This is a genomic window from Labrenzia sp. CP4 (genome assembly GCF_001579905.1).
Lineage (GTDB): Bacteria > Pseudomonadota > Alphaproteobacteria > Rhizobiales > Stappiaceae > Roseibium > Roseibium algicola.
This window is the reverse complement of the sequence record NZ_CP011927.1, coordinates 5,478,056-5,501,772: the sequence shown is the minus strand read 5'-3', so window position 1 is coordinate 5,501,772 and position 23,717 is coordinate 5,478,056. Positions and strand designations below refer to the sequence as shown.

Below are 23,717 nucleotides of genomic sequence, written 5' to 3'. Positions count from 1 at the left end.
GTGAACCCCTTGTCCTTATCAGGCACCCCTGGCGCGGGAGATGATATCCACAGCCGCCTGGAACGCGGTCTCTATATCCATTTCTGTCGTATCAAGCAAGACCGCATCGTCCGCCTGGCGCATTGGAGCCACGGTTCGCTTGGAATCGCGTTCGTCCCGACGCTTGAGATCCTCCAGAACGGCGGCATATTGCGCGTCCTGCCCCTTGGAGACCATCTCGTCGGTCCGACGCTTTGCGCGGGCCTCGGGAGAGGCGGTCACGAACAGCTTCACTGTTGCATCGGGGCACACCACCGTGCCGATGTCGCGACCGTCGAGAACGGCGCCGGGAGGCGTCTGGGCGAAACGCCGCTGCAGCTTCACCAATTCGTCGCGAAGGCCGCCGAGAACCGCGATGCGTGACGCCGCTTCGCCGATCTCGTGAGCCGACAGGACGGACTTGTCCATCTGGGCCAGATCGAGGTTATGGGCAATCTCGATGGCAACACCTTCGTCGCCAAGCGGCAGGCCATTGGCCAGAAGCGCGGCCGCAACCGCGCGATAGGTCAACCCGGTGTCCAGGTGCCGCAGTCCGAAATGATCTGCTAGCCGGCGGGAGAGGGTCCCCTTGCCGGAAGCCGCCGGTCCGTCGATTGCGATGATCATGCGGCCTCGCTGGTGTTTGCGGAAATCTTAGCGCCAAGGCCGTCGAAGAGACCGGTGAAGGTCGGAAAGCTGGTCGCGATCACAGCGCCGTCGTCAACCGTCACCGGCTTGTGGGCAGCCATGCCCAGCACCAGGAAGGACATGGCGATGCGGTGGTCGAGATGGGTCACCACCGTGCCGCCACCGATCGCATCGGCACCACCGGTCACGGTCAGCGTGTCGTCGGTTTCAACACAAGGGATGCCGTTGGCTTCCAGCCCGCGGGCAACAGCGGCCAGGCGGTCGGATTCCTTCACGCGCAGCTCCTCGAGCCCCGGCATGAACGTATCGCCTTCGGCAAATGCGGCAGCAATGGCCAGCACCGGATATTCGTCGATCATCGACGGCGCCCGGTCGGCCGGAACAGTGATGCCCTTCAGCTTGCTGGCCTTCACATGCAGATCGCCCACTTCCTCGCCGCCTGTCTCGCGGCGATTGACGATGGAAATATCGCCGCCCATTTCGATCAGGGTGGTGATGAGACCGGTGCGGTGCTCGTTCAGGAGAACGTTTTCGATGACGACGTCCGAACCCGGCACGATCAATGCCGCCACCAGGGGGAAGCCCGCCGAGGAAGGATCGCCAGGCACGTCAATGTCCTGCGGCTTCAGTTCAGGCTGGCCCTGCAGCTTGATCACGCGCTCGCCGGCCTCGTTCACGGTTACGGAAATGTCGGCGCCGAAACCCTTCAGCATCTTTTCCGTGTGGTCGCGTGTCGGGATCGGTTCGATGACGGTGGTTTCGCCGGCGGCATTGAGGCCGGCCAGCAGAACGGCCGATTTGACCTGCGCCGAAGGCATGGGCACCCGATAGGTGATCGGCAGTGCCTGCTCCGGGCCGCGGATGGACGCCGGCAGACGGTCGCCGTCGCGGGCAATCACGTTGGTACCCATGTCGCGCAGCGGATTGAGTACACGGCCCATCGGTCGTTTGGACAGGGAAGCGTCGCCGACAAATGTAGCGGCGATGTTGTGGCTTCCGAAGATGCCCATCGTCAGGCGCACGCCGGTGCCGGCATTGCCGAAGTCGATGACATGCTCCGGCTCAAGCAGGCTGCCGAGGCCGATCCCGTCGACGGTATAGCTGCCGTCCTCGAGCTTGGTGATGGTTGCGCCGACAGCACGCATGGCGTCAGCCGTGGCCAGCACGTCTTCCGATTCAAGCAGACCCTTCACGGTGGTACGGCCGACGGCAAGCGCGCCGAACATCAGGGATCTGTGGGAGATGGACTTGTCGCCGGGCACGCGGATCGTGCCGGTCAAGGGGCTGCCCAGGCTGGAAGTCAGAGGCTTGGGCGCAGAATCGTGTGACATTTTCAATGTCCGCAAATTGGATCGGTTGTCAAAAGGTGACACGTCCTATCATGTGGATGCGCCTGCGTCATCCGTTCAGACCACCCGAATCCGAACTTCGCAAAATTTCCCGGCATTGGCAGAACGACAAGCAGATTCAAACGTGTGCCGGTCTGCAGGGCGTGTGGGTAACGCGGTCAGGTGCTTGAAATTTGAGTCACAACGTGCAGAACAATAATCCGAAGAATGTTTTTCGATTGATTTGCCTTTGACACCGGAACGGCTTGAGGCTATGGGGCGGCCCACGAATTCAAGTCGATTGCATAACGAAGAAGGGTGAGCACAGTGGCAAAACCTGAACTTGGCACAAAGCGGCTCTGCCCGAGCTGCGGCGCCAAATACTACGATCTCAACCGGAACCCGGTCACCTGCCCGAAATGCGGCACGGTGTTCGAGGCGGTCATGACCTCCCGTGCCGCGAAGGCTGCGAAGGTCGAAGAGACGCCGGAAGACGATGAAGAAGAAGACGATGTCGCAGCTCCGGAAATCGTGACCTTGGAAGAGGCCGATGCGGAAGCGGAAGGCGGCGACGACGATGTGCCGGATCTGGAAGATACGGACGTCGATCTCGACGACGACGAAAATAGTGACGACGACGACGACGTCTTTATCGACGATGAAGATGAAGACGAAGAATCTGTCCCGGGCATCCGCGTCGAAATCGACGAAGATACGGATCGCTAAGCTATTGTCCGGACAGGCTTTTCAGTCTGTCCGGGCTTTTCCACAAGCGGCAGAAAAGATCCTGATATTTTCTGCTTGATCTTGTGTGGAGGTGTGACTATAACCCGCCTCCATCGACGCCGGCACCCAAACCGGCTCTCATATGGAACATGGGGCCATAGCTCAGTTGGGAGAGCGCTACAATGGCATTGTAGAGGTCAGGGGTTCGATTCCCCTTGGCTCCACCATTCCAGTCTTTCTTCGAAAATTTGCATTTTGAGCCTACCAGGCAGTGGGCCGTGTGCGGTTTGTCATTGCCGCGAGCGATCGCCGATTGACTGTTCTGCTGCCACCGGGAAGCTGTTCCCGAACCCTTGCATCGCGTCCCAGCGGGCGTTGGCACGGACACCTTCCACATATCCAGACCCATTGTCAGATTCGCCGATTAACGGCATTGAAACAATTCACCGCTAGTGTTTCCCGGCATGAGATAAGGTCGTTTCGGTCAGCCAGTTCGACGGAAACGGCTTCTTTGTTTTCAGGATGTGAACAGGTTTTTCCGATGCCGGCCGAGCGCAATTTCAGCATATGGATCGACCGTCTTTCCAGCGGTTGCTGACGGTGGCTTCATGAAGGACGCCGGGAGCGCATCTACCGTCGTGGAACGCGACGGCAAACAAAAGTCAGGGTCGTCTTCCTTGAACCGTTACAATGCGATCGCAAAGCGCTTCTCGGGATTTGCCCTGATCTCCGGCATAGGCTGGTGCCTGGATTTCCTGACCATGGCAACGCTCACGCAAAGTGGCCTGCCCGTGTTCTGGGCAAACTTTATCGGTGCCTTCTGCGGCGTGACCTTCGTTTTCTTCGTTGCCGGCAAGCACATCTTCGAGAAGGCCGGCAACAGGTCGACGACACTGCTCCTGGCGCTCTACTGGATCTGGCAGCTTGTCGCGGTAACCGCCGCCTCGGCTCTGACGGCCGGGTTGAGCTGGGCCTTGATGTCGTTGCTGGTCACAGTTGACGGCACTGCCTTCGTTGCCGGTCTGGGACTGAAGCCAGTGACCTTGTGCGGGGTCACGGCCAAGATACTGGTCACGCCTTTCACCCTTGTCGCGAATTTCTTTTTCATGCGGTTTCTGCTCGAACACCGCAAGTCAGATTGAGGTGGCCTTCATGACCGGCCGGGTTCTCGTTTTCATTCCCTGCTACAATTGCGAAGCGCAGATCCCGCGTGTGCTGAAGCAACTGGAGGCACCAGAGGTTCAGGCTGTTGTTGATGGTGTCCTGTGTGTCGACAACCGGTCGACGGACGGCACGCGCGAGGCGGCACAGGCGGGGTTGGCGAAACTCGGATATGCCGAAACGGCCTTGCTGCACAACGACGACAATTACGGTCTCGGCGGTTCGCACAAGGTCGCGATCAATTTCGCGATGGTGAACGGCTACGACTATCTTGTGGTGCTGCATGGTGACGATCAGGGCGCGATTGCAGATCTCGTGCCGCATATCGCGGCCGGCCGCCACGAAGATCTCGACTTTCTGATGGGCGCGCGCTTCATGAAAGGCTCCAAGCTGGAGGGCTATTCCTTGCTGCGCACGGCGGCCAACCACACCTTCAACCTGATCTTTTCGGCAATCAGTGGCCAGCGTCTCTTCGACCTCGGCTCCGGGCTGAACCTGTTCAAGGTAGAGGCCTTCAAGTCCGGCTTTCACCTGAAATATGCCGACGACCTGACGTTCAACTATTACCTGATCCTGGGTGTTGTCCGGAACCGGTTCCGGCTGGGGTTCTTTCCGCTCACGTGGCGTGAAGACGACCAGATATCCAATGCCAAGCTGAGCAAGATGGGCTTTCAGCTTCTGCGCATTGTCAGCTTCCGTCTGTTCAAGCCGGCCGCTTTCTTTGCGACCGATCACCGTCAGACACCGCGCTCCGCCTATCCCTCGACACGGATTGCCTGAGGTGGGATCTGTGCGGACATCCTCACGCTTGCGGCAGGCCAGGTTGCCGGCCGGCCTTGCCCTGCATTACGCGGTCCTGTTCCTGCCGTTCGGTCTCGCGATCTGGTGGTTGGCCGAGCAGGGGCTGGGTGAGCTTGCGGGCAAGCCGTGGCAGGCGCTCTTTGTTGCAGGTGGCATCTATCTCGGCTCGCATTGTGTGCGGGCTGTTCGTCTTGCGATCATGGCCTCGCGGCTGCTCGGCATTTCCGGGCGCTCCAGCGCACTGCTGCATCTGGTGACCAGCCCGGGTGCCCTCGTCATTCCGTTCAAGCTTGGCGAGGTCCTGAGGCTGCACCAGCTCTGGTATCTGGGCAAAAGCTTTCCCGGTGCGCTGATCATCATCCTTCTGGAGCGCTTTTTCGACGGATTGATGATCCTCGTCCTGCTCGTCGTCGTTTATGCCTACCACGGTCCGCTGGCCACCGGGCCGATGGTCCTTTTGGCCGTCACCAGCCTTGCAGTGCTGGCGGGCCTTGTCGTCTTCGTGCTTGGCCCCGGCATCCTGCGGGCCGTGCAACATTATGTGGTTCTGAACCACCGGAACCCGAATTCCCTGCGGCACCTGGGTCAGCTGGACGGATTGCGTCAGATCACGACACGTGGGGCCGATCTTTTCCGCGTACAGGGACCGGTGCTGCTGGTCATGTCCATGGTCATCTGGGGCCTGGAAGCCCTGGCGGCGACTGTGCTGGCATACACCTCCGCCAATTTTGTCGAAACCAGCGGGATCGTGCTTCTGGCCGAGCGGGTGTTCGAGGGGCCAGTTGCCAGTTTCCAGGGCGCCATCGGCGCCTGGAGCAGCCTGTGTCTTCTGTCCCTTGCGCTGGTCTGGCCGCTTGCCATGTGGATCTACCTTCCGCGAGTGCGCAACGAACCGCTACGTGCCCAGAACAGGACCGGTGCCTTATGACGAAAGCACTTTCCGTAATCCTAGACGACCGGGATCCGCCGGCAGAAAGCGTGCGGGCCGCGCTTGGCGAAGTCCGGTTCTCCGACATCATGCGCCGCCGCCAGACACTGGCGAAAGAACTGACGGCCATGTCCCTGGAGGCCGGTGCGGAAACGGTGGAACACCTGATGTCGCCTGAAAGCGGTGTCGAGCTTGCAGACCGCATCCGCGACCGGGGCGACGCGGCAATCTATCTGCGCGTGCCGCTCTGTCTGCCGCCGCTCGATCCGGAGGGCTTTTCGGTGCTGGTGCGCAAGGCCGGATACGCCTTGAAGACCATGCTCGCCAGCCCGGTCATCAATGATGAGGCCGTCGCCGTTCTGTTCCATGCCGAAGCCGCGTCGCTTCTATGCGCGGAAACGCCTGAGGCCCGCCGTCTCCTGCTGCTGTCGTTGCGTGATCGTACCGAGATCATCACGGACCACGCCCGCTTCATCGATATCCGCGAGCCGCGCAACCTGATGCTGTTTCTGTCCGGTGCGACAGAACTCCGGCATTTCAATTCCGCCCGTTCGGAAGACAACGTCTTTCACAAGCAGTCCACCGACATTGCAAAAATGCGTGCCGAGCACGGCTTCTTCCATGCCGCACCGCCTGAACTGCAACGTTTCCTGCTGCCCACGTTCGGGTTCTGGGAAGACGGCAAGAAGGCCGGCTACCAGATGGAGCATCTGGCGATCCCGGATGCGGCGTTGCAATGGGTCCATCACTCGTTCACGGAAGGTGATTTCAAGGTCCTGCTCGATCAGATCTTCAACTACCTGAACGCAAGAACGCCGGGAAAGAAAGACCGGGCACGGGCCGAAACCCAGATCCTGGAAAAACTGGACAAGCGGCTTGCGGGGTTCCTGGAGACGGAGCGCGGCAGACAGACCAACCAGATTCTGGAAAAAGCCGGCCCGCGCGGTGGTTTGCCCGACATGCTGGAGCAGGCGCGCCCCTTCATTCGAAAGGCGGTCGGCACGACGGATCAGCTGGTGTTTTCCCACGGCGATCCGTGCTTTTCCAACGTCCTGTTCGACAGGCGGATCGGGCTGATGCGGCTGATCGATCCGCGCGGAGCGTTGTCCGCGGATGATGCGATGATGCATCCGCTTTATGATGTCGCCAAGATCAGTCACTCCATTCTGGGCTGCTATGACTACGTTAACAACGGCCTGTTCCGCGTGTATCTGAACAAGGAACTGCGGTTGGAACTCGACTGGACGATCGCGCCCCCCGCGGATTGGGCCGAGCGGCATTTCTGCGACAGGCTGGAGGCGGAAGGCCTCGACATCGCCCATGTGCGTGCGGTCGAACTGTCACTGTTCCTGTCGATGCTGCCGCTTCACACCGACCACCCCGACAAACTCGTCGGCTTTGCGCTGATCGCGGCCTCGATCCTCGATCAGCTTGAACGCGGACAGAAACGGCAGAGAAAGGCCAGCTGATGAGCGGCGTAGTAGCGATTACGATGGCCGGGATGGGCAGCCGTTTCACCAAGGCGGGCTACGACCGTCCGAAGTATGAAATCGAGGCGCTCGGCCGGCCCCTGTTCGACTGGTCCATGCTCTCGATGGAGGCCTACCGCGAGGCGGGCTGGTCGTTCTGCTTTGCCGTGCGCAGCGGATTGAACGCACCCGATTTCCTGACAGCCCGCTGCAAGGCGCTCGGCATTCAGGTTGACGGCATCGTCGAGCTTGACAAACTCACCGACGGCCAGGCGACAACAGCTCTGGAACTTGTTGCCACGGCTTCGGAAAACCAGCCACTCGCCATCTTCAACATCGACACCTACGTGGCGCCGGGTGCGATGAAGCCGGCAGACCCGGCGGTTTGTGCCGGGCATGTGCCGTGTTTTCCCGGACCGGGTAACGGCTGGTCCTTCGCACGCACCGATGCGGATGGACGTGTGGTGGAGCTTCGCGAAAAGGAGCGCATTTCCGATCATGCGACCGTCGGCCTCTACTGGTTCGACAGCGTCGCCCGCTACCGGGACGTCTATGCCCGCTTCTTCCGCAACAGCGGCGAGGAGAAGGGCGAGCGCTACATCGCGCCGATGTACAACCAGATCATCGCGGACGGGGCGGCTGTCTCCATCAGTCAGCTGGCGTTCGAGGATGTTGGAATGCTCGGTACGCCGGAGCAACTGGAGGCGTTCATCGCCTCTCCGCCGCCTTCCGCAGCAAAGTGGACGATTGCCAAATGATTGCCCTTTCGACTTATGCCTTTGCCATCTTGCTGTTTCCGGTGCTTGTCGCAGTCTGGTATTTGCGAAAAGACTATGCCTCCGGCTTTATCGGCTTGCTTGGCCTGTTGGCCGCCGGTGTGCTGATTGCCGTCAGCGCGACGCTGCCGCACCTGTTCTTTGATCACGAGCGTTACCTGCACGACCTTTGGACCGCCTTCGATACGGCAAACAAATCTGCCAGTGGTCAAGCCTCCAGCGTCGATTATTTCAGTCCGATCGGACCGGTCTATGACTGGGTTTTCCGGATCGCGGTCGAGCTGCGCCCGCAGGATGCGACTTCGGTTCCCCTGGCAAGTGCCATATTCGGGCTTGGAACCTTCGTTCTGGCGGTTCTCACTCTGACGCGACAGGTGAGTTTCGGCACGCTTGGCCTCGTTCTGCTGGTCGCGGTCGCGACAGTCGTGACACCGCGCGAACCGGACATGATCTTTGCCCAGACGAGCATGAGCTGGCTTGCCCCCTATAACCGTTGGGCGGCGGCCCTTGCAGCTGTCGTAACCGTGGCCTTTTGCTGTCCTCCGGGACGCAGGGGCGTGCTGGAGGCTTTTCTGCTGGGCTTTTCGATTGCCGTCGTCTTTCTGATCAAGGTCACATTCGGTGCCGCCCTCGTGGGCTTGCTGGTCGCGGCAACGGTGTTCCGGAACGTCTCGATCAAGCATGCTGTTGTGGTCTTGATCGGCCTTGCGGCGTCGCTTGCAGCCGCAGAGCTGGTGACTGGCCAGGTCAGCGCGAACCTTGCGGACATCAAGACCGTCTCCGGATTTGCCAAGGAAACCTGGCGCATCATCAAGCTGATTACCCAGCTTGGGGAGGCTGCGGTCTGGGCCATCGGCAGCGCTGTGCTTTATCTCCTGCTGTGCGAAAACAGTGCTGAACCCAAACGCTTCACACCCGTGGTCCTGATCCTGGTCGCCGCTGCCATGGCCTGCGTCATTCTCATGCAGAACCATTGGCTGTCGGAAAGCCCGGTCTATGCCATGCTTCCGATCATCGCCGCACAGTGGGCCGGTCTTTTCCGCAAGGGGGAAACAGCGGCGGTCTCCGTCGAAAGACAGTCGAAGGCCCTGACGCTGAAGATCCTGTCGGTCCTCACCATTGCGATCGCCCTCATCTATCCGGCCCGTGATGGCGGTGCCATGGTCGCGCAATTCCTGCAAAGCCGGCAGTATCCGGCAGACGAACGGCTGGCCAATACCGGGCAGGCAGGCTTCGTGCTGCATCCGCGCTGGCTCGAGCAGCCTGATGAGGAAGTAACCGTCGACTACAACAGGATGCTGGATGGTTTCAGCCTGCTGCAGGAAGTCGGGGCTGCAGATCCGGATGCCGGGCCGGTACTGGCACTCAACTTCGCCAATCCGTTTCCGGCCCTTCTCAACAAGCCTTCACCTGCCAGGGTGCCGATCTGGTTCCACAATGGCAGAACCTTTTCCAAAGAGATCCACCAGCCGGAAGAAGAGTTCTTCTCCGATGCGGAATTCGTGATCCTGGGTCATGGCGACCCGTCCGGAGAAGCGCTTTGGGAAATCTACCGGCCGTATGTGCAGGAGCACTACGAAGAAGCTGCCAGCAGCCCTTCCTGGACCGTCTACCGAAAGAAAGTTCAGGACGGTCAGAACCTGTAACACCGATAAATCGGCCGGCTAAAAGATAGACAGGCTTCGCGGTCAGCCGGCTGCGAAGCCTGTTTTGACGTCAGTTTTTCGGTGCGTTGTCGAGCAGGGTGTCGATCTCCGATTTTGACATGCGGACGAACTCGTCCGGCCGGATGGCGCGGTCGTCTACATAAAATCCTTCATGTCCGCACCAGGGCTTGCCGACGAAGATCTCGTCGTAGGGAATGTCGTGCTTTTGCAGCCACTCGATGATGATCGGCACCGTGTGCGCCGTGATCTTGCCGACATTGTTCTCATGCGTCCGCATGTTGCGTGCGGTCTGGATCACGATCTCGAAGCCCTGTTCCTTGTACTCCCGCAGCTTCTCGATGAGGGGCAGGTTCGGTGAGACGTTCCTGTAGTCGGACGTGTCTGCCAGGGTCAGGGTTCCGTCCAAATCGATAACAAGGCGCTTTATGGGTTCAACTCCCCGCTGGTCCGGCTTCTCAGAAGCCGGAAGGTCATGAAAATTGTTGTTCGGGGTGTTGCTATAGCCAAAAATCATCAAGGCCGAGTAAAGCGCCTACCGTCTGTCGTCTCGCCGTCGTGATCGGCTTTTATGATCAAGATGAAGCCAGGGTTGTCGCATAGTCCGGCACCTTAAATTCGCAACGCTGTCACATGCCCGTAATACCCGCCCGCTAGAACCCGCTTTGCACACGTGTGCAAAACATGTTTATTCTTTCCACATGGCACTTCCGGGAGGGAGGTGTCGCAACACAGACAGCAGGCGAAATACGATGAGCATTCTCGTTTCCAAACTGCGCCAGTCCACAGCGGCTGCCGTCCTGGCTCTCACCACCGCGGCTTTTGCCGGAGACGCCCTGGCAAAAGACCTCACCATCACCGTCTGGGCAGGCGGTTCCAACGACAGCGACGTCTACCGTCTCGATGCCATCGAGATGGCGGCGGACATCCTGTCCCGCGAATATGCGATTGCTGGTGAAGACCTGAACATCACTGTCGAAAAGAAGCGTGACTTTGCCGGTTGGGAGGAATTCAAGCAGGCCGTGACCCTGGCCGCTGAAGCCGGCAGCGCCCCGAATATTGTTGTGACCAGCCACCTGGATATCGCTCCCTGGAGTCAGTCCGGCCTGATCGTTCCTGTCGAGGATTATGTCGACATGGACACCTGGCCGATCAACAACATCTACGAAAACCTGCTCGATATCACGACCTACAACGGCGTCGTCTACGGTCTGCCGCAGGATGCCGAAAGCCGTCCGTTCTTCTTCTGGCGCGAAACCATGAAGAAGATCGGTTACACGGATGAAGAGATCGACGCGCTTCCGGCCAAGGTCGAAGCCGGCGAATATACGCTTCAGAACGTACTGGAAGACGCCAAGAAAGCCGTCGACATGGAAATCGTCGAAGAAGGCTACGGCTTTTATCCGCGTGTTTCCAACGGTCCGGATTATGCCCAGTTCTACCAGTCCTTCGGCGGCGAACTGATGGACAGCGAAACCGGTAAACTGATCCTCGACAAACAGGCGATGACCGAATTCTACCAGTTCTTCGTGGACGCAGTCGAAGCGAAGGTAACCCGCAAGAACCACATCGGCACCGAGTGGGACCAGTGGTATGCGGAAGTGGCAGCCGGCAAGGCAGCCCTGTGGCACGGCGGCACCTGGCACTATGCCCGCTATACCGGTAAGGAAGGCCTGGACGATTTCTTCGGCAACATCCAGTTCTCGCTCATTCCGGCAGGCAATGAAAACGGCCAGGCCAACACCATCACCCATCCGCTGGCCTATCTGCTCACCAAGCAGGATGACGAAGACGATATCGAGATCGCCGCACAGCTGATCAAGATCGCGTCCGAACCGCGCATCAACACGCTGCACGCGATCAAGTCTGCACACCTGGGCATTGCCCGGGAGCAGTCCAACATCGAGCTTTACGCCAACGATCGTTGGGCAGCCGAAGCGACCCGCCGCCTGCTGCCGCACGCCAATGCACAGCCGAACAACCCGAACTACGGCAAGTTCTCGGAGATCATGTTCAAGGGTCTGGAAACAGCCTGGACCGGCACGAAGTCTCCGGCTGACGCAGTTGCCGAAGTGGAAGCGGAAATGACGGCCGTGCTCGGCGACGACCTGATCGTCCGCTAAGCCATCCATCCTCCATCTGCCTTGCCGGGCGGTCCGCCGCCCGGCTCACATTTCAAGGGGACAAGATGCGACGCGCGCACCTGCTCGGGCTGGGGTTCATGGCCCCTGCGCTCTTCATCATTGTGTTTCTGTTTCTGGCGCCGGTGGCGCTGACAATGATGTTTTCCTTCACCAGCATGAGTTCCGGTACCGGCATTTCTTCCGGCGGTGCCTATGAGGTTACGGAACGCACGATCCGGATGCTCAAGGACCAGGGGTTTCCGGAAGCCACGGCAGATCGTCTGGCCGAGGACACCTACAAGATCGACGCGGCCGGTATCGCAGCCGTCGAAGCCGAATACGGCAAGGCTTTCGCGCAGGAGATCGAAGCCAGCTTGTCCGGCAAGAGTTTTGCCGGCCGGCGTGACCTGGAGCGCGAACTGAAGCGCCTGAAGGAACGCCCGCGCTCGACACGCGATCTGAAGAAAGCCGCCGATCTCTTCAAGCGCTCGATCCTCAACACACGCTTCGAAACGGAAGAAGCCTTCATGACGGGCATTGGCGAGCTGGGGCTCGGCCTTCCGGAAAGCAAAACCGACCAGCTTGCCAGGACCGCCTACACCGGCTGGGTCTGGACGACGGAGAACTACAGCCTGATCGCCTCGCTGCCGTCTTCGCTCCGGGCGGCCGGCAACACGCTGATCTACGTATCGCTGACGCTGTCCTTCAACATCGGATTCGGTCTCTTTCTGGCTGTGACGACCTTCTATCTGCCGGCTGCGGCCGCAACCACATTCCGGACGATCTGGTTCCTGCCGCGCATCCTGCCGCCCGTCATCTACGTGATGATGTGGAAGTGGATGGCCTGGGACACCGGTTTCCTGTCCAGCTTTCTGGCCAATTTCGGCGTACCGCCGCGAAACTGGATGCTGCATTCGGACATCAATGCCTGGGTGGTTGTTATCCTCATCAACGGTTTCGTCGGGGCGTCGCTCGGCATGATCCTGTTTTCCAGCGCCATCAAGGCGATTCCCGAAACCATGTTGCATGCAAGCGAAGTGGATGGCGCCAATCGCCTCCAGCAGATCCGCTACATCATCCTGCCGCAGCTCAGATGGCCGATCCTGTTCACCACCGCCTACCAGACGCTCTCGCTGCTGACGTCCTTCGACTACATCTACCTGTCGACGGACGGCGGACCGGGCAAGGCAACCGAAGTGTGGGCGCTCTACACCTTCCACACCGCGCTGAACAACTATGGCGGCGTTCTGCAATACGGTCTCGGGGCTGCGCTGGCGATGGTCCTGGTGGTCATCGGCATTGCCGCATCGCTGATCTATCTGCGCCTCTTCAATTTCAACGAACTCGTGGCCAAGCCGCGTATCGAGCAATAGGGGAGAGACGGACATGAGACCCAACTTCCGAGTCTGGCCTGTCCTGGTGCTGCTCAGCATCCTGTCGCTGCCACTGGTGCTAATGTATTTTTACCTGGTGGTGGACACATTCACCGACACCACGGCAGGTTCACTCCTGCCGGACAGCTTCACCCTCGAACACTGGAAATTCCTGTTCGAAACGCCTGAAACCGGACGGGCAAGCATCTGGCCGGTCACGGCCAACACCTTCCTGTTTGCCGGTTCCACCAGCCTGATCGTGGTGATGGTGTCGCTGACGGCAGGCTACGCTCTGTCCCGATTGAACATGCCGTTCCGCAAGTTCTTCCTTGGCGGCGTCCTGACCCTGCACGCCTTCCCGACAGTAACCCTGATCATCGCCATCTTCCTGATGCTGCAGATGAGCGGCCTCTACAACACGCTGATCGGCGTGATCCTGGTGAAGACGGCTCTGGAGCTGCCGCTCGGCATCTGGATCATGAAGGGCTTTTACGACACCGTGCCATGGGAAATCGAAATGGCGGGCATCACCGACGGCGCCAGCCGCTTCACCGTGTGGTGGAAACTGGTTCTGCCTCAGGTGCAGCCCGGCATCGCTGCTCTGGCGCTGTTCTCCTTCCTGGAAGCCTGGAAGGAATTCATCCTGCCGCAGGTTCTGGCCCCCAGTGGTGCGTCGCAGGTGCTGGCGACCTATCTCCAGAACATCATCGCGGACGACCGCAAGCCGGACTTCAACCTCTTCAAGTCCATCGGGCTGTTCTACGCCCTTCCGGTCATTTTCATCTACGTGGTTTTCAACCGCAAACTCATGAACATCTACGGCGGAGGCACGAAAGGCTGATGCGTATCGCACTTGAAAACTTCACCAAGAAATTTGGTGAGACCACCGTCATCGACAACATGTCCCTGACGATCGACAGCGGCGAGATGCTGGCCCTGCTCGGGCCTTCCGGCTGCGGCAAATCCACGACGCTGTTTGCCGTGTGTGGTATTCACCGCATGGACGGTGGCCGTCTTCTGTTTGGCGAAAGGGACGTCACGACTGTTCCCTCGCAGCAACGCAACGTCGGCGTCGTATTCCAGAACTATGCGCTCTACCCGCACATGACCGTCCACGAGAACATCGCGTTTCCGTTGAAGGTGCGCCGGGAGACCAAGGTCGATATTGACCGCAAGGTCCGGGAGATCGCCAGTCTCGTCCAGATCGGAGAGTTGATGGCGCGCCGCCCCGTGCAGCTGTCCGGTGGACAGCAGCAGCGCGTGGCCCTGGCACGGGCACTGGTCCGTGAGCCCGACATTCTGTTGCTCGACGAGCCTCTGGCAAACCTCGATGCGAAACTGCGTCTGGAAATGCGCTCGGAGATCCGGCGCATTCAGCAGGAAACCGGCATTACCGCGGTGCTTGTCACACACGATCAGGTCGAAGCCATGTCCATGTGCGACCGGATCGCGATCATGAAGAAGGGCGAGATCGTTCAACTGTCCAGCCCCTCGGAAATGTATGACAACCCCTCGTCGGACTTCGTCGCAGGCTTCCTCGGCAATCCGCCAATCGCGTTTCTGGACGGGGCAACGGAAGATGGTGGTTTCCGCCTGGCAAACTCGAAGGTCAAACTGCCGATCCCGTCCGGTATTGCGGCCCCCGGTCACGGCGCGCCGATGCGTCTCGGCATTCGTCCGGAGTTCTTTCAGCCGGACCACCCGCTGAAGGTGACCGGCAAGGTCAGCTTCGTCGAGATCCAGGGCCGGGAAGAGCTTTACGACGTCACCCTGGAAAACGGTGCCGTGCTGCGGTCGATCCAGCCGCATGGCGGCAATTACAAGCTGGGTGACGAGGTCACCTGGGGCATTGCGGAAGACCGCATTCTTGCCTTTGGTCCGGACGGCGGCAGGCTCTGATGGAAACGGCATTGCAAGCTTTCAAGCCGGGCCGCGCCTGGCTCGGCGAACCGAGATCCGTTCCGCTTTCCATCGCCCACCGTGGTGCCAGCGCCTATGCCTTCGACAACACGTTGCGGGCATATGATATCGCCCATGAGCTTGGGGCGGACATGTGGGAGGTCGATGTTCGGCTGACAGCGGACAGGATCCCGGTTGCCTTTCACGATGAAGATCTCAAGGCAATCTGCGGACTTGACCTCAAGGTTGCCGACGTGACCGCCGCCCGGCTGCAGGCTCTGACCGCCGAGTCTGGCCGTGAAGCCCCCCTGTTCTCACAGATTGCCGGGCTTGCAGCCCGTCTCGGCGCGGGCATCTATCTGGATGCCAAGGAAGGCGAGGCGGCCTCGCTGGCCATCGCGGAGCTTCTGGACCACCGGATCGAGCGGGTAATCGTTGGTGCAAACACGCCCGACTATGCATCCGAATTGATCGCTGGCGGCTGTCCCTATCCCGTGTCCATCCTGGTCGGGGTGGGCACGGATCCTTTTCCGATTGCCGATCAGTGCGGCGCCGAAATCGTCCATCCCTGCTGGGAGCGCGCGGGGCAACGGCCGGACCGTTTGCTGGATGAAGCGTTCTTTGCCAGGGCAAGAGAGCGCGGCCTGCCGGTCGTGACCTGGCATGAAGAGCGTGTCGATGTGGTCGAAGCTCTGGTGAAGATGCCGATCCTCGGTATCTGTTCGGATCAGCCGGAAATGGTCGCAAGGTTCGCCCGCTCAGCTGTCACAAGCCCGGAAATTGTCTGCCATCGCGGGGCCTGCAAGGTGGCTCCGGAAAACACGCTGGCTTCGGCAAAGGCTGCCTGGGCAGCAGGCTTCGACTATGTCGAGATCGATGTCCAGGAAACGGCGGACGGACAGCTTGTTGTCCATCATGACGCCACGCTGGACCGAACCACCAGTGGCAGTGGAGCAATCACGGAAAAGACGGGTGCGGAGTTGGCATTGCTGGATGCCGGCCGCAATTTCGATCCGTTTTTCGAAGGAGAAAGCATCCCGCCCCTGTGTGCGGTTCTGGAAACGGCACTGCGAATGGGCGGCAAGCTCTATGTCGAGCTGAAACAGGCGGATCCGCATCAAACAGTGTCCAAGGTACTGCGAATGATGGCGGCCGAGGACGTGTTCTTCTGGGCCCATGATGTCGGGAGACTGCGGGCCATTCACGATGCCTTTCCGGAAGCGAAACTGATGGTGCGGGCGGAGGATTTCGAATCCCTCGACACGTGCCTCTCCACCTTCCGTTCCGGGATTGTCGAATTCAATGCGACGAATGCCGGTCCGGCAGCCTTTGAGGCGGTGAGGGCAACCGGGCGCAAGGTGATGATCGCCTACATGGGCAACGACCCTTCCGAGATCAAACGCCTATTGGCCTTGAAGCCGGATCTCTTCAACGTGAATGAGCCCTTTCTCGTCGCCCGGATGCTCGGTAAAAGCATATAAACGGAAGAAACATGCCTGACGCTCCTGGTCACAAGAAAACAGTCAATTCCTTCGACGTCGCTCGCCTGGCGGGCGTGTCACGGTCGGCTGTTTCCAGAACCTTCACCGACGGTGCCAGCGTCTCCAAGGAAACCCGGGACAAGGTGATCGCAGCCGCGCGTGAACTCGGTTATCGGGTCAACGTGCTGGCCCGCTCGCTGCACAAGCAGAAGTCCGACCTGGTGGGCGTCGTCGCGGCCGATCTCGACAATCCGTTCCGCTCGGAGCAGATAGACCTTCTGTCCAAGGGGCTGCTGGAATGCGGGTTCAGGCCGATCCTGCTGCGGGGAGAAAAATCGACGGATGTAGCCGACCTGATCGGGTCCCTGCTGCAATACAGTGTCGCCGGGGTCATCGTCACGTCCGATACTCCGCCGGAAGAGATCTGCATCGAATGTCTCGAAAACGGTGTGCCTCTGGTGGTGGTCAACAAGCGTGACCCGGGAGCACCGGTCGACCGGGTCGTGACCGCCTTCGAGGACGGTGGCCGGAAAGCGTATGAACACCTGATCGCAAGCGGGTGCCGAAAGCTGGCGGTCGTCACGCCGGAACGCTCGTCCTTCTCCATCAACGGCCGCGCGCTCGCATTCGAACAGGCGGCCAATGACGGTGGTGTTCCGGTGATACGGATCGCCTGGGGCGCACAGACCTATGACGGCGGGCTGGCGGCCGCGGAATTCGTTCACCGGGTGCGCAGCGAGGTCGACGGCGTCTTTTGTACAGCTGACTACCTGGCGCTTGGGGTACTTGATGGCCTGCGCCACATCCACGGGCTGCGCGTGCCACAGGACATTCAGGTGGTCGGCTACGACGACATTCCCCAAGCCGCGTGGAAGGCTTACGACCTGACGACCTTCTCCCAGAGCCGTCATGACCTGTGTGAAGCGACGCTCGATCTGCTGATGCAACGTCTGGAAAACCCTGACCTGCCGCAGCAGGTCAGGGTATGCGACGTACATCTCGTTCAGCGGGCAACCACTCGGGGGCCAGCCGGCGATTGAGCGAGGTGCTGGTTCAGGGGCACCAACCGAACTGCTGCTGCCCAACAGCATGTTGGATTAGCAGCGCCGGTCAGCTGTTGGACACCATATCCGGCCTTTCTCCGAAGGGCTGTCCCGTGCCAAGCTCCGGAGAAATCTGGAGCAGATGATGAAAAGCATTCTTGCAACGATCGATATTGAAACCGGGACGGAAACCGTTTTGTACGAAACGGACCGCCATCTGGAAGCGCCCAACTGGACGCCTGACGGGGCCGCACTGATTGTCAACGGTGGTGGCCGGCTCTACCGCTTCCCGCTCGACAATCCGGCGTTGATCGAGATCGGCACAGGCTTTGCCAAAGCTCTCAACAATGACCACGGCCTGTCACCGGATGGAACGATGCTGGCGGTCAGCGACGGGACAGAGGCAGGGGAAAGCTGCATCTACACGCTACCGGTAACAGGCGGCGTGCCACGGCGGATAACGTCGCAGACACCATCCTACTGGCATGGCTGGTCACCGGACGGAGCGACACTTGCCTACGTCGGCAAAAGGCCGGAAACCGGCGACACCTTCCAGGTGTTCACGATTGGCCAGAACGGTGGCGCGGAAAAACAGGTCACCCGTGACTTCGACCATTGCGACGGACCGGACTATACGCCTGACGGCAAGTGGATCTGGTTCAACGGTGAAAGATCGGGATCTGTTCAGCTCTGGCGCACCAGGCCGGACGGCAGCGACTTGCAGCAGATGACAAGCGACGAGCGGGTCAACTGGTTTCCGCATCCTTCGCCCGACGGCAGGTTTGTTGCCTATCTTGCCTATGAGGCTGGCACGGCGGGACACCCGGCCAATCGGCCGGTCGAGCTTCGCCTGATGTCTGCCGACGGTGGTACTCCGCGTATCCTGCGGTCACTCTTCGGCGGCCAGGGAACGCTCAATGTTCCCTCCTGGGCCCCGGACAGCAGGCGCTTTGCCTATGTGAAATACGAGCCGTGACGGGACAGGCGCGCGAGCGCTAGCGGGTGGTGGGCGGTACAAGCTGTGCATCGGCGGCTGTGGTCAGTCTCCGGACGCCCCACCGCAGCGTAACCGCAAGGCTGGACAGGATGATGAGCCCCAGGCCGACAAGTTGCAGTGCGCTGATCAGATGGCCGTAGGCAAGAGCATCCACCAGAACCGCACTGGCCGGATAAAGGAACAGCAGCACGGCAATGACTGGCGTCGTCAGTTTCGGCAAGGCCTTGTAGAGTACGACATAAACACCGCCTGTATGAACGAGGCCGATGATCGCCAGCCATCCCCATTGGTCTGCCGATAGGGTCAGTGGACCGGCCGGGCTGAAGGCTGCCAGCATCAAGGTACCGGAGGCAAACTGAACGGTGGCAAGTTGCGGAGCGGAAATTCCCGTCAGTCCCTTGGCGATGATTGTCACGCTTGCATAAAGAAATGCGGCCGCCAGGGTTGCGGCGAGGCCAAGGAAATAGGACCGGTCTGCCGTCAGTTCCATTCCGCTCAGCCCGGTGGCCAGTGCAAGGCCGATCAGAGCGAGACCGATCCACAGGAGAGTGGCCGCCTGTAGCCTTTCCCGAAAGACGAAGGCGCCCAGAACCACCACGAGAAACGGTTGGATGTGGAACGTGATGGTGGCAACGGCAATACCGGTTCTCTGGATACCTTCGAAGAACAACACCCAATTGCCTGCCATCAGAACGCCGCTGGCAACAGCCATGGCCAGGATGCGCGGCGATAGTCTGGCAAGCCGGGCTAGATCACCCCGATACCAGCAGTAGAGAGCCAGGGCCAGACCTCCGATCGCACATCGATAGAAGGCGACGGTAACGGGGTCCGCACCACTTTCCAGAACGCACAATCCGATTGTACCAAGCAGGGTCTGCGCCGCGATAAGGCCGATCATGCCTTCCATCTGTCTGGTCATGGGACGTGTCCTGACTGGCGGCGATTGCACACCGCAAACTGATACAACATCGACGCATTTCCGCCGCTGGACTGTAAATTGAGGCCTCTTTCATTGTTTGGTCAAACGATATAATCTGAATATACTTGTTGAAAAAATTGAAGAATAATGCAGCTCGATCACGCTCTTCTGCGAACCTTTCTCGCCTGTGTCGACGCGATGAGCTTCTCTCGCGCGGCAACGCGCGTGCACAAGTCACCTGCGACCGTGTCCATGCAGATCCAGCGGCTGGAAGACCGCATCGGCAAGCCGTTGTTTGTGCGCGATACACGCAACCTCGCGCTCACGCGCGCTGGAGAGGAGCTGGAAGGTTACGCCAGACGGATCCTGCGCCTGCATGATGAGGCGGTGGAAGCCTTTCGCAGGCCCGACATGGAAGGCTCGGTCACCATCGGTGCGCCGGACGATTACATTGCCGCCATGCTGCCGGATGTTTTGCGACGGTTCGCAAGCCTGTTTCCACGTGTGGAGCTGAATGTCGTCTGTGCCCAGTCGACGGCACTGCTGCCGCAGGTCGATGAGGGCAAGATCGACCTGGCGATCGTTACGCGTACGGGCGGCACGGAAGGGCGTCTGATCCGCCGGGAGCCGATGGTCTGGATCAGCTCCCGCGATGGTCAGGCGCTGGAGCGTGACCCGCTCCCCGTAGCCCTTTACGAGCCTGGCAGCCAGGCTCGGACAGTGACCCTGGCGGCGCTGGGCCGCAGCGGCCTGCGATACCGCTCCGCCTATTCCAGTTTCAGCCATTCAGCGCTGGTCACGCTTGTCGAGGCGGGCCTTGCCGTTGCCGCCGTCGTGCAGATGGCGGTTCCCCCAACAGTGGAACGTGTAGATCAGGACCGAGGTCTGCCGCCACTGGAGCCGCTGGACATCATCCTGGTACGCAGCAAACGGGCTGAATCCAGAGCTTGTGAAGCCCTTGCAACAGCCCTCCTGGAAGGGGAGGTGAAAACGAGATGAACGGATGTCCTGAAAGTACAGGACAGGCATCGTTCAATCGTCGTCCTTCAGCCCGTCAAAAGCCGCCAGTGCTTCAGCGCCGTAGATCATGGACGGACCTCCGCCCATATAGACCGAGACGCCGATCACTTCGAGGATCTCGTCCCTGTTCGCGCCGAGGCGTGCTGCGGCACGAGCATGATAGGCAAGGCAGCCGTCGCAGCGCGCGGTAATGCCGATGGCCAGTGCGATCAGTTCCTTGGTTTTTGCGTCGAGCGCGCCGGGAGCAGTCGCGGCTTTCGCCAGGGATCCGAAGCCTTTTGCGACCTCCGGAATGCCTTTGCGCACGGCGGCCATGCGTTCATCGGTTTGTGCAACGAATTCGTTCCAGTCGCAAACGGCCATACATCATCTCCATATTGCCGGAAATCACGTCAGGCAGCCTAGGCGCGGACCGCAATACAGGCGTTGATGTGGCTCAAGCTTTGGTTGGCAGAGGATGACTTTGTCAGCCAGACAGCAAACGCCGCCCGAAACCGGGACGAAGCGATGGGCGCGGAGCCGATGTTGGTGACCAGACGGCGCCCATCGTCAATTTCAGCTCATGCGCAGTCTCAGTGAGCCGTCATTTCATGGACGATCTCGTCTCCGTTCAATGCCGCCGGATAATAGGTCGGCCAGTTGGTCAGTTCCTTGAGGATTTCCTGCCGGTCTTCGCCCCAGTAAAGATGATAGTGATCGGACTTCGACGGTGCGATCCGGTGATCGCTGAACTGGATGAAGGCCGGGGCACTGTCATCACCTGCGGTTTTCCTGAAAATGAAGCGGACGCCGCGATTGCCTTTTTTGTAGTCCAGAATCTCGAAGCCGTCGGCAGCGTACTGCCCTTCGAAAGCGCCGGCTTCGGTCTGGAAGGTCACGCTGTCCGCGCCGATCACGATCCGGTCGACATCGGTGCGATAGCCAGTCTCGTAGTAGGCTTTGTACTCTTCAGCCGACTTGCTGCCGTGTTCGGCCTTGTGGGCCATGACAGGATCGAGCGTTCCATCCTGAAGGTATGGATAGACGGATTGCCATTCGCCTTGCCAATCGGTGAGTTGACGTGGCTGGATCTGGCTGTCCTCGAAGTAACCCTTGTAAATCTGCCGCTCGGCATCACTCGAGTGATCGTGTGAATGCTTGTGCGAATGGTCGTGTTTAGCTGTGTTGTCCTTGGTTTCCTGCGCCTGGATGGGAGCGGCCACGAGAAACGACGCTATGAGCGCACATGCGCCCGCCAGCCTGCCAAACCGTGATTGCATGGATCTGATCCTCTGCTGATTGGGGGAGGGAAAGTATCAAATTGATTCGTAATGTTATTACATTACTAAAACTGCCTAACGCAATCCACGTGGCCAGGCAATGTCAAAGTTACAATTTCCAGCCAGCCAGCCAGCCAGACACGCAGCCACGCCGCGGAGTGGGAGATAATCAGAAGGGATAAAGAGCGGGGTGTTCTTCTTGGGAAGACGCGCCTTCTGAAGGACAGCCGTCCGCAAGAGGGCCTACACGCCTGATAGCGAGTTGTTCGCTTCGTTTGAAAAGGTGCTGTAGATCGCTTCCGGGGATCAGGATCAGGATCAGGATCAGGATCCGGGCAGGGCCTTCTCGATCGCGGCGGTCACGTCCGATGAAGTCGGCGGCACAGGCGTCGGGAACCAGGCAAGGATGCTGCCGTCTGGCCCGACGAGATACTTGTGGAAGTTCCAGTAGGGGCGTGCCGTGGGGCCAAGCTCGCTTGCGGCCCATCGATAAAAAGGATGGGCCTTTTCGCCCTTCACGACCGTCTTGGCGGCAAGTGGAAATTCGGCACCGTACTTGGCTTCGCAGAACTTTGCGATGTCGCCGTCGGCACGCGGTTCCTGGCCGCCGAAATCGTTGGACGGAACCCCGAGCACAAGCAAGCCGCGGTCCGAATAGGATTCATGCAGCTTCTGCAAGCCGGCCAGTTGCCCGCTGAAGCCGCATTCCGTTGCCGTGTTGACGATCAGAATGGCCTTGCCGGCATAATCCTTGAGCGCAATCGGTTCGCCATAGGGCATTTCGAAGGTGAAGGCATGGGCCGACTGAGCTGCTTCGCTTTGGCCCTCGAGGTCCTTGGCTTGAGCAACGGCACAAAGGCACGTTGCCGCCAGACACCAGACGAAAGAAAGAAGCCGGTACATTTCAACACCCTCACGCTTTGGCAATGATACGCGCCGGGGCTGGCAACAGATCATCGCGTGTGTGCCGCAGTACCTGAATGCCGGTTGCCTTCTGTTGGCCGTTACCCGCCGCGGAACCCGGAACTCGACCGGCTGCCGAACCCGCCACGAGAAGCGACGGAAGTCCTTGTCTGGACTTTTGCCGGCTTGGGCGGTGTCTTCACCGCATCGTCATAGGTACGCCAGCTGCCGCCGCCATAACTGCCGACGTAATAGCCGCCGGATGTGTAGTAGCGTTTGCTGCCGCGTTCCGGATAGACCGGGCGCACGTTGCTCTGGATCAGTTGGTTGGTAACGGCGCCGGTCAACGCCCCTGCCAGGAAATAACCTGCCGGAAACGGCGTGTAGTAGGAAGATCCGTCGGTGGCACTGTCGTAGGCGCAAACGTTGTTGCCGTGTTGCTCGTTACACAGGTTGACGGTGTCATAGCGTGGTCCGGAGGCCTTGTGGATTGACTTGCCGGCGGTAATTGCCTCGACACAAACCTCGTCCGGGACGTAGCTGTCGGCGACACATTCCGCCTCGGTCTTGTAGACCCGGCCATCCAGCGTCGGTTCGTCCGAGCAGCCTGCAATGGTCACGGTCGTCGTTGCCATGACCACCAGCTTGATCGACTTGGAGCGTTTCATGAATTTTCTCCCGACCTTCAAACGGTCTGATGAAATGCTTTGCGTGATACGGTTCGGGGCATCAGCGCAGGGCGGCCCGTACCGCCTCGGTCAGTAGGTGATGCAGGCGGCGTTCAGCAGGCCGACCGTCAATGATATGGCAGCAAGATTGGTGCTGATCGCCATTTCACCACCCTTGATCCGGTCCGTGACCTTCGGGAAGAACCGGCGGAAGACCTGGTAGACCACAAGCTGTGCGGCACAGGCGATGATGCCCCAGATGATGAAGTCGATGATACTCACGGAATTCGCCGCGGCGCTGGCCAACGGCAATGAAAAGCCAAGGAAGGCCGCGCTGAAGACCACCGAAGCGGCAACGTTGTTTTCCTTGATCAACGCCATTTCGTCATGCGGAGTCATGACGGTATAGATTTTCATGAAAATCAGCAGCATGACGATGGCTGTAATGAAATAGGCAATAAAAGGAACGATGCCTGAAAGGGACGCCTGAAGGTCTGCCATATTGGTCTCCAC

24 protein-coding genes and 1 tRNA gene are annotated in these 23,717 nt (G+C 59.8%); 16 read left to right on the top strand and 9 right to left on the bottom strand.

The annotated features are described in order from the left end of the window. Positions 1-18 precede the first annotated feature (18 nt). Both cmk and aroA read right to left on the bottom strand, forming a co-directional pair. Entirely contained in the window at positions 19-645 is a 627-nt protein-coding gene (gene cmk, locus ACP90_RS25290) for a (d)CMP kinase (RefSeq protein ID WP_022998949.1), read from the bottom strand. Next, on the bottom strand, positions 642-1,997 hold the full coding sequence (gene aroA, locus ACP90_RS25285; protein WP_173017255.1) for a 3-phosphoshikimate 1-carboxyvinyltransferase: 1,356 nt from the start codon (positions 1,995-1,997) through the stop codon (positions 642-644). Before aroA ends, cmk begins: the two co-directional genes overlap by 4 nt. Positions 1,998-2,321: 324 nt before the next feature. Here aroA and ACP90_RS25280 point away from each other — a divergent pair, with 324 nt between their 5' ends. The 8 genes from ACP90_RS25280 (at position 2,322) to ACP90_RS25245 (ending at position 9,501) form a co-directional block, all read left to right on the top strand. Continuing rightward, the gene (locus ACP90_RS25280) at positions 2,322-2,720 is read left to right on the top strand and encodes a TIGR02300 family protein (RefSeq protein WP_062490752.1); all 399 of its coding nucleotides are present in this window, start codon (positions 2,322-2,324) and stop codon (positions 2,718-2,720) included. A 151-nt stretch (positions 2,721-2,871) separates the two neighbouring features. Further along, positions 2,872-2,947 (top strand) — tRNA-Ala (locus tag ACP90_RS25275). Between the two features lie 381 nt (positions 2,948-3,328). Further along, complete coding sequence (locus ACP90_RS25270; RefSeq protein WP_062490750.1) at positions 3,329-3,862, top strand: GtrA family protein; 534 nt, start codon at positions 3,329-3,331, stop codon at positions 3,860-3,862. 10 nt (positions 3,863-3,872) lie between these two features. Then, complete coding sequence (locus ACP90_RS25265; RefSeq protein ID WP_062491987.1) at positions 3,873-4,661, top strand: glycosyltransferase family 2 protein; 789 nt, start codon at positions 3,873-3,875, stop codon at positions 4,659-4,661. Positions 4,662-4,671: 10 nt separating this feature from the next. Continuing rightward, positions 4,672-5,610 carry a lysylphosphatidylglycerol synthase domain-containing protein gene (locus ACP90_RS25260; protein ID WP_158514216.1) on the top strand — a complete coding sequence of 313 codons (939 nt, stop codon included), beginning with the start codon at positions 4,672-4,674 and terminating at the stop codon, positions 5,608-5,610. After that, entirely contained in the window at positions 5,607-7,079 is a 1,473-nt protein-coding gene (locus ACP90_RS25255) for a hypothetical protein (protein WP_062490747.1), read from the top strand. Before ACP90_RS25260 ends, ACP90_RS25255 begins: the two co-directional genes overlap by 4 nt. Next, positions 7,079-7,837: a glycosyltransferase family 2 protein gene (locus ACP90_RS25250; protein ID WP_062490746.1), complete on the top strand. Its 759-nt coding sequence runs from the start codon at positions 7,079-7,081 to the stop codon at positions 7,835-7,837. The genes ACP90_RS25255 and ACP90_RS25250 overlap by 1 nt, the downstream gene beginning before the upstream one ends. Beyond that, positions 7,834-9,501: a hypothetical protein gene (locus ACP90_RS25245; protein ID WP_062490745.1), complete on the top strand. Its 1,668-nt coding sequence runs from the start codon at positions 7,834-7,836 to the stop codon at positions 9,499-9,501. The genes ACP90_RS25250 and ACP90_RS25245 overlap by 4 nt, the downstream gene beginning before the upstream one ends. Positions 9,502-9,571: 70 nt before the next feature. Here ACP90_RS25245 and ACP90_RS25240 read toward each other — a convergent pair whose 3' ends face one another. Further along, positions 9,572-10,036 (bottom strand): HAD hydrolase family protein, encoded by a 465-nt coding sequence (locus ACP90_RS25240; protein ID WP_022998940.1) that lies wholly within the window; start codon positions 10,034-10,036, stop codon positions 9,572-9,574. A gap of 235 nt (positions 10,037-10,271) precedes the next feature. Between ACP90_RS25240 and ACP90_RS25235 the strand changes: the two genes are divergently transcribed. The 7 genes from ACP90_RS25235 (at position 10,272) to ACP90_RS25205 (ending at position 18,414) form a co-directional block, all read left to right on the top strand. Continuing rightward, positions 10,272-11,642, top strand: coding sequence for an extracellular solute-binding protein (locus tag ACP90_RS25235; protein ID WP_062490744.1), 1,371 nt, complete (start codon positions 10,272-10,274; stop codon positions 11,640-11,642). A gap of 65 nt (positions 11,643-11,707) precedes the next feature. After that, positions 11,708-13,015 (top strand): sugar ABC transporter permease, encoded by a 1,308-nt coding sequence (locus tag ACP90_RS25230; RefSeq protein WP_062490743.1) that lies wholly within the window; start codon positions 11,708-11,710, stop codon positions 13,013-13,015. A 13-nt stretch (positions 13,016-13,028) separates the two neighbouring features. Beyond that, complete coding sequence (locus ACP90_RS25225) at positions 13,029-13,856, top strand: carbohydrate ABC transporter permease (protein WP_022998937.1); 828 nt, start codon at positions 13,029-13,031, stop codon at positions 13,854-13,856. Then, a complete protein-coding gene (locus ACP90_RS25220; RefSeq protein ID WP_062490742.1) occupies positions 13,856-14,914 on the top strand; it encodes an ABC transporter ATP-binding protein in 1,059 nt (352 codons plus the stop codon). The genes ACP90_RS25225 and ACP90_RS25220 overlap by 1 nt, the downstream gene beginning before the upstream one ends. Beyond that, positions 14,914-16,395, top strand: a complete 1,482-nt coding sequence (locus ACP90_RS25215; RefSeq protein WP_062490740.1) for a glycerophosphodiester phosphodiesterase family protein — start codon at positions 14,914-14,916, stop codon at positions 16,393-16,395. Before ACP90_RS25220 ends, ACP90_RS25215 begins: the two co-directional genes overlap by 1 nt. An 11-nt stretch (positions 16,396-16,406) precedes the next feature. Then, on the top strand, positions 16,407-17,435 hold the full coding sequence (locus ACP90_RS25210; RefSeq protein WP_055657267.1) for a LacI family DNA-binding transcriptional regulator: 1,029 nt from the start codon (positions 16,407-16,409) through the stop codon (positions 17,433-17,435). Between the two features lie 148 nt (positions 17,436-17,583). Then, positions 17,584-18,414 (top strand): TolB family protein, encoded by an 831-nt coding sequence (locus tag ACP90_RS25205; RefSeq protein WP_062491985.1) that lies wholly within the window; start codon positions 17,584-17,586, stop codon positions 18,412-18,414. 19 nt (positions 18,415-18,433) lie between these two features. Here the strand turns inward: ACP90_RS25205 and ACP90_RS25200 are convergent, their stop codons facing one another. Next, positions 18,434-19,354: a DMT family transporter gene (locus ACP90_RS25200; RefSeq protein WP_062490738.1), complete on the bottom strand. Its 921-nt coding sequence runs from the start codon at positions 19,352-19,354 to the stop codon at positions 18,434-18,436. A gap of 147 nt (positions 19,355-19,501) precedes the next feature. Between ACP90_RS25200 and ACP90_RS25195 the strand changes: the two genes are divergently transcribed. After that, positions 19,502-20,353 (top strand): LysR substrate-binding domain-containing protein, encoded by an 852-nt coding sequence (locus tag ACP90_RS25195; RefSeq protein WP_062490736.1) that lies wholly within the window; start codon positions 19,502-19,504, stop codon positions 20,351-20,353. 33 nt (positions 20,354-20,386) lie between these two features. Here ACP90_RS25195 and ACP90_RS25190 read toward each other — a convergent pair whose 3' ends face one another. The 5 genes from ACP90_RS25190 to ACP90_RS25170 form a co-directional block, all read right to left on the bottom strand. Then, positions 20,387-20,737, bottom strand: a complete 351-nt coding sequence (locus ACP90_RS25190) for a carboxymuconolactone decarboxylase family protein (protein WP_062490734.1) — start codon at positions 20,735-20,737, stop codon at positions 20,387-20,389. Positions 20,738-20,946: 209 nt separating this feature from the next. Then, on the bottom strand, positions 20,947-21,633 hold the full coding sequence (locus ACP90_RS25185) for a metal-binding protein ZinT (protein WP_062490732.1): 687 nt from the start codon (positions 21,631-21,633) through the stop codon (positions 20,947-20,949). Between the two features lie 324 nt (positions 21,634-21,957). Further along, on the bottom strand, positions 21,958-22,536 hold the full coding sequence (locus ACP90_RS25180) for a glutathione peroxidase (protein ID WP_062490730.1): 579 nt from the start codon (positions 22,534-22,536) through the stop codon (positions 21,958-21,960). Positions 22,537-22,637: 101 nt separating this feature from the next. After that, complete coding sequence (locus ACP90_RS25175) at positions 22,638-23,204, bottom strand: DUF1190 domain-containing protein (protein WP_022998927.1); 567 nt, start codon at positions 23,202-23,204, stop codon at positions 22,638-22,640. Positions 23,205-23,294: 90 nt separating this feature from the next. Further along, on the bottom strand, positions 23,295-23,705 hold the full coding sequence (locus tag ACP90_RS25170; RefSeq protein ID WP_022998926.1) for a DUF350 domain-containing protein: 411 nt from the start codon (positions 23,703-23,705) through the stop codon (positions 23,295-23,297). Between the last annotated feature and the right edge of the window lie 12 nt (positions 23,706-23,717).